We start from the raw sequence: 5,906 nt of genomic DNA, 5'->3' as shown, positions 1-5,906 counted from the left end.
CGCAGCAGGTGGAATTGGCGTTGGTGGACTTGTCGGCCCTGGATGCGAGCTGAGGGGGCCCGGTGAATCACGCACGCAGAGCCACGGACAAGGCGGTCGTCGTCGACAAGGTCCGCAAGACCTTCGGCGATTTCGTGGCCTTGCACGAGGTCAGCTTCGATGTCGGCCGGGGCGAGGTGCTCGGTCTGCTCGGCCCGAACGGCGCGGGCAAGACGACGCTCGTCGACATCCTGTCGACCCTGAGCCGGCCGGACAGCGGCCGCGCCGTGGTCGCCGGCTACGACGTCGTCCGGGAGCCGGCCGGTGTCCGCCAGGCCATCATGCTCACCGGGCAGCAAGTCGCGATCGACGACATGCTCACCGGCGGCGAGAATCTGGTGATGTTCGGTCGGCTGTTCGGCTTGAGCAAGTCGGCGGCCCGCGCCCGCGCCAAGCAACTCATCGACGAATTCGATCTGGCATACGCCGCCGACCGCCGGGTGAAGACCTACTCCGGCGGCATGCGCCGCCGGATCGACATCGCCTGTGGCCTGGTGGTCCGGCCCCAGGTGGTGTTCCTCGACGAGCCCACCACCGGGCTGGATCCGCGTAGCAGGCAGAGCATTTGGGACCTGGTCGGCAAGTTCAAGGACATGGGCGTCGCCACGCTGTTGACGACGCAGTATCTCGAGGAGGCGGACGCGCTGGCCGACCGGATCGTCGTCATCGACCACGGACGGGTGATCGCCGAGGGGACGGCCGACGAGCTCAAGGAGCGCACCGGCGGCAGCTATTGCGAAATCGTGCCGCGGCGCCTCGCGGATCTGCGGGTGATCGCCGACGTGCTCGGCCCGTTGCTGCCGGAGAAGATCAGGGCCACCCTGACGCCCGATTCGGATCGAATCGCGATCCCCGCCCCGGACGGCGCCAACACGCTCGTCGAGGCCGTCGGGCGATTGGCCGCCGCCAACATCGAGGTGGCTGACGTGGCCCTGCGGCGACCGTCGCTCGACGACGTATTCCTCGCGCTGACAGACGAATCCCCCGCCGCGCGCACCCCCGTCGCTACCCGGGCCGTCGGGTGACCGCCACCGCGACCACCGAGCGGCACCTGTCCACGCTGACGCAGTGGTGGGTCCTCACCGTCCGCTTCATCGCACCGACGCTGCGCAACGGAGAGCTGCTCGTGACCGTCGCGTCGTCGGTCGTTTTCACCGCCGGCTTCTACATCCCGCTGCATCAGATCATGGGCACCGCGACCAAGGGACTGTCCAGCAGCTACGCGCAATACGTGATGCCGCTGATCGCGCTGCAGGCGATCACCTTCGCCGCGATGTCGACGGCGTTTCGGGCCGCGACCGATTCGGTGCAGGGCATCAACCGCCGGTTCCGGTCCATGCCGATGGCCCCGTTCGCCCCGGTGGGCGCCCGCGTCTCGGCCGCGGTGTACCGGTGCACGGTTTCGGTGGCGGTGGCGGTGGTCTGTGGCTACGTGATCGGATTCCGGTTCCACCGGTCGGCGATCTACGTCGTCGCCTTCTGCCTGTTGGTGGTGGCGATCGGGTCGATGCTGTCCTTCGCGGCGGACCTGGTGGGCACCGGGACGCGCAACCCGGAGGCCATGACACCGCTGCTCATCCTGCCGCCGCTGATCTTCGGACTGCTGTCCACCGGAGTCCAACCGGCGCAGCAGTTTCCGCACTGGATCCAGCCGATCGTCCGCAACCAGCCGGTGTCCCAGTTCGTGATCGCCCTGCGCGCCCTGGCCGGGGACGCCGCCCCGTACGGCGGGTCGGTGACGTGGCCGGTGCTGGCGCCGACGCTGGCGTGGTTGTCCGGGTTGACGGCGCTGCTGATACCGGCATCGGCGATCGTTCTGGCCAGGCGGGCGCGATGACCCTGGTCCACGAAGCCACCGATCCGGTCGTCGAACGGCGCCGTCACCACGAGGACTCGCCGCGGGCGCTGGCGACCCAGACGTGGGTCCAGACGCGGCGGATCCTGCTGCGCTGGGCGCGCGACCTGACGGCGGTGATCGAGGCGCTGGTGTTGCCCGTCCTATTCCTGCTGACGCTGAACATCATTCTGGGCAACGTCATTTCGCAGGTCACCGGTCACAGCGCGCTGTACGGCACGGTTCCGCTGAACGCGCTCGCCGCCACGATCAACGGCGCGGCGATCGGGGCGATCGGCCTCATCGGGGAACGCTCCGACGGGCTGCTGCGCCGGCTATGGGTGGTGCCCGTGCACCGCGCGTCCGGTGTGCTCTCGCGCATCGCCGCCGAAATGATTCGGATCATGATCACCACGCTGGTCGTGCTGGGCGTCGGAATGCTGCTGGGTTTCCGCTTCCGGCAGGGTTTCCTCGCCAGCCTGACCTGGTTCGTCGTCCCGCTGATATTCGGGCTGGCGTTCGCGACCCTGATCACGATGGCGGCGTTGTACACCGCGAACAACTTTCTGCTCGAGACGGTCACTCTCCTGCACGTTCTGGCCGTCGTCTTCTCGACCGGCTTCCTGCCGGTGGACCAATTCCCGAAGTGGATACAGCCGGTGGTCGCCCACCAGCCGATGAGCTACGCGATCGAAGCCATGCGTGGCCTGTCGCTGGGCGGCCCGGTGCGGTGGCCGATGATCGCCACGCTGTTGTGGGCGGGCGGCATCACCGCCGTGTGCATCGTGCCGACGCTGGTCGGCTATCGACGGGCCAGCACGAGCTGACAAGGGGGTAGTGGGACAATGTTTCCCGGATCCGTGATCCGAAGGCTGACGCGCAGCGAAGAGGTCTTCGCGGTCAACGAAACCTATTTTGCATTCACCGCTTTCATCATCGGTCCCGTCGACCTCGACGCGATGGCCGACGCCTTCGACGCGCTGCTCGAGTCCCATCCGGTGTTCACCGGCCGGCTGGAACAGGGCGACGACGGCCGCTACCAGATCGTCGCGGAAGACCTGATGCACCCGGGCATCTGGGTGATCGAGGGTGACGCCGATCCGGCATCGGCCGGCATGCGGCTCGACCAGACGCAAACCTTGCTCAATCTCCGGTTGAAGCGCAGCGGCGAGCGCACCGAACTGACCCTGTACACCCATCACAGCCTCGCGGACGCCCATCATGCGTTCGGTCTGCTCGAGGAGCTGTTCTCCCTCTACACCGATGTCGTGACCACCGGCGCACCGCCCCCGATCACACCGCAGCCCGCGCCAGAATCGCTGGAGCTGTTGCTCGAACAGCGTGGCGTGACAAAGCAGCAGCGCTCCGGGCTGGAGAAGCTGTTCAAGGCGATGTTCGCCTACGACCTGCCGGCGCAGGAGACGCCGCCGGCGATGCCGGATCCGGATGCGATCCAACCCATTCCGATCGCGCGGATCCGGTTCACCGAAGAGGAGACGGCGGAGCTGGTGGAGTTCGGGCTGGCCAATCAGCTCAGCCTCAACTCCGTCGTGGCGGCGGCGATTCTGCTGGCCGAGTGGGAAATGCGCGGCACCCCGCACATTCCGATTCCCTACATCTATCCGGTCGACCTGCGTTACCTGCTGTCACCCCCGGTGAGTCTCACCGGCAGCACGCTGCCGCTGGGCGTGGCCACCTATCTCGCCGAGATCAGGGCCGACACCGAACTGGTGGATCTGGCTCGCGGGATCGTCGAGTCCTTCCGGACCGACCTGTCGGACGGCGTGATCCAGCAATCGGCGATGCATTTCAACCTGCAGTATCAGGGCACCCCGGCCGGGCTCCCTCCGGTGGTGCTGTGCACCGACACCGGCACCATCCCCCCGCTGCGGGTTCCCGAAGAGATCGAGCTCGAGGACTTTCAGAGCGAGCTCTACTTCCCCACCCGCGCGCCCGTCGACCTCTACAGCGTCGGAACCTTCGCCAACCGGCTGTTCATCGAACACCACGCACACCTGCCCGGGCGCGAAAAGACTTTGGACGCAATACATTCGCGGCTGTGCTCGCTGGTCGACGAGGACAGCTGGGTCATGGAGTGAACCGGCGCCGTCACGATGCCGCGACGGCGCCCTCCCCTTCGGCCACCAGCGTCTCGGTCAGGTGCAGGCTCAGCGAACGCGCGGAGTTGTAGGTCGCCACGACCTTGGGGGTGATCCGTATCCCCGTCTCGGCCTCGATGCGGGTCCGCAGCTCGAGGTTGCCCAGCGAGTCCAGGCCGTGATCGGCGAACGCGCGGTCGGGATCGATCGCGCGCCGCAGGATCAGCCCCGTCTGCTCGGTGATCAGGCGCCGCAGCCGGGCCGGCCATTCGTCGGGCGGCAGCGCCCGCAATTCTGCGCGCAGCGTGGCGCCCTCGCCGCCGTGCTGTTCCCCCGCGGCCTGGAAGGCCTCGGCGAAGGGGCTGCGCGCCACCAGCGCGGCCAGCCACGGCGCGCCCGTCGTCGGGACGTAACCGGTGTAGCCGCGGTCGTACCGGAGCAGCGTCTCGAACGCGCGCGCGCCCTCGTCCGGAGCAATCATGGTGGTGCGGCCCCCGGCCGCCAGGAAGGTCGCGCGGCCGATCTCGCCCCACGCCCCCCACGCGATCGTGGTGGCGGGCAGGCCCTGGCCGCGGCGCCAATGGGTGAACGCGTCCAGCCAGCTGGAGGCCGCGGCGTAGGCGCCCTGGCCCGCGGAGCCGAACAGCGCGGCCACCGACGAGAAGCAGCAGAACCAGTCCAGCGGCTGTCCCGTTGTCGCGTGATGTAAATTCCACACGCCGTTGACCTTTGGCGCCCAGTCCTTGTCGATCAGATCGTCGGTGATGTTGGCGAGCACGGCGTCCTCGACCACCGCGGCGGCATGCAGCACCCCGCGCAGCGCTAGTCCGGTGGCCGTGGCCGCGGCCACCACCCGGGCCGCGGTGTCTGACTCGGCGATGTTGCCGCTTTCCACGACGACATCGGTTCCGTTCGCGCGCAGCCGTTCGATTGCCTGGCGCGCCTTGGGAGTGGGATTGGAGCGGGCCGTCAGCACTATCCGCCCGCACCCGGCCTTGGCCATTTCGGAAGCCAGGAACAAGCCCAGGCCGCCCAGGCCGCCGGTGACGATGTAGGCGCCGTCGTCGCGGAACACCGGGGCCTGCTCCGGCGGCAGCACCGCGCGGGTCTGGCCGGTGCGCGGCACGGTGAGCACCAGCTTGCCGGTGTGCTCGGCGCCGCTCATCACGCGGATCGCCGTCGCCGCCTCCGATATCGGGTATTCGGTGCAATTCGGTTGCGGCAGATCACCGTCCGCGATCCGCTGGTAGACCGCCCGCAACAGCTGCTGCACCCGCCGCGGGTGCGTCTTGGTCAGCAGCGCCAAATCGACGGCGTAGAACGTGAGGTTGTGGCGGAAGGGATACAGGCCCAGCCGGGCGTCGTCGTAGATGTCGCGCTTGCCGATCTCCACGAACCGCCCACCGTAGGCGAGCAGGTTGAGCCCGGCGCGCTGGGCGGCACCGGTCAGCGAGTTGAGCACCAGGTCGACGCCGTACCCGTCGGTGTCGCGGCGGATCTCGTCGGCGAACGCCGTGCTGCGTGAGTCGTAGACATGCTCGATGCCCATGTCGCGCAGCATCTCCCGCCGTTCCGGGCTGCCCGCGGTGGCGTAGATCTCCGCCCCCACCATTCGCGCGATCGCTATCGCGGCCTGACCGACGCCGCCGGTGCCGGAGTGGATGAGCACCTTGTCTTCGGCCGAGATCCCCGCCAGTTCGTACAGCCCGTACCACGCGGTGCCGTAGGCCGTCGCCGCGGCTGCGGCCTGGCCGGCGGTCATCCCGGACGGCAGGGTGGTCACCAGTCGGGCGTCACACGTGACGAACGTGCCCCAGCTGCCGTTGGCGAAACCGGAGAAACCGCCGACCCGGTCGCCGACGCGGTGGTCGGTGACGTCCGCGCCGACGCGGGTGACGACGCCGCCCAGGTCGAATCCCAGCTGGTGCGGCTCG

General features: G+C 68.6%; 5 protein-coding genes. 4 read left to right on the top strand and 1 reads right to left on the bottom strand.

Annotation, left to right across the window (positions count from 1 at the left end; translation table 11 throughout):
• The first annotated feature begins 62 nt into the window (after positions 1–62).
• Genes A9X03_RS05600 through A9X03_RS05585 form a run of 4 tightly spaced genes read left to right on the top strand, consistent with a single transcriptional unit; the run spans position 63 to position 3,972 of the window.
• A complete protein-coding gene (locus tag A9X03_RS05600) occupies positions 63–1,064 on the top strand; it encodes a daunorubicin/doxorubicin resistance ABC transporter ATP-binding protein DrrA (RefSeq protein ID WP_068260069.1) in 1,002 nt (333 codons plus the stop codon).
• Entirely contained in the window at positions 1,061–1,876 is an 816-nt protein-coding gene (locus tag A9X03_RS05595) for an ABC transporter permease (protein ID WP_067749897.1), read from the top strand. Before A9X03_RS05600 ends, A9X03_RS05595 begins: the two co-directional genes overlap by 4 nt.
• Positions 1,873–2,700, top strand: a complete 828-nt coding sequence (locus A9X03_RS05590; protein ID WP_067749895.1) for an ABC transporter permease — start codon at positions 1,873–1,875, stop codon at positions 2,698–2,700. The genes A9X03_RS05595 and A9X03_RS05590 overlap by 4 nt, the downstream gene beginning before the upstream one ends.
• Positions 2,701–2,718: 18 nt before the next feature.
• Positions 2,719–3,972, top strand: coding sequence for an acyltransferase (locus tag A9X03_RS05585; protein WP_068017363.1), 1,254 nt, complete (start codon positions 2,719–2,721; stop codon positions 3,970–3,972).
• A gap of 10 nt (positions 3,973–3,982) precedes the next feature.
• On the opposite strand, the gene A9X03_RS05580 is transcribed toward A9X03_RS05585, so the two are convergent.
• Positions 3,983–5,906 (bottom strand): SDR family NAD(P)-dependent oxidoreductase (locus A9X03_RS05580; RefSeq protein WP_156746484.1); only part of this gene is annotated, 1,924 nt, incomplete at its 5' end.

Source organism: Mycobacterium sp. E1715 (assembly GCF_001667625.1).
GTDB lineage: Bacteria > Actinomycetota > Actinomycetes > Mycobacteriales > Mycobacteriaceae > Mycobacterium.
The sequence above is the reverse complement of the archived record's forward strand: the minus strand, read 5'-3'. Positions and strand labels throughout refer to the sequence as shown.

Bases quoted from the DNA above. Each gene is read 5' to 3' on its own strand.
- A9X03_RS05590 (WP_067749895.1), top strand. From the start codon at position 1,873: ATGACCCTGGTCCACGAAGCCACCGATCCGGTCGTCGAACGGCGCCGT.
- A9X03_RS05585 (WP_068017363.1), top strand. From the start codon at position 2,719: ATGTTTCCCGGATCCGTGATCCGAAGGCTGACGCGCAGCGAAGAGGTC.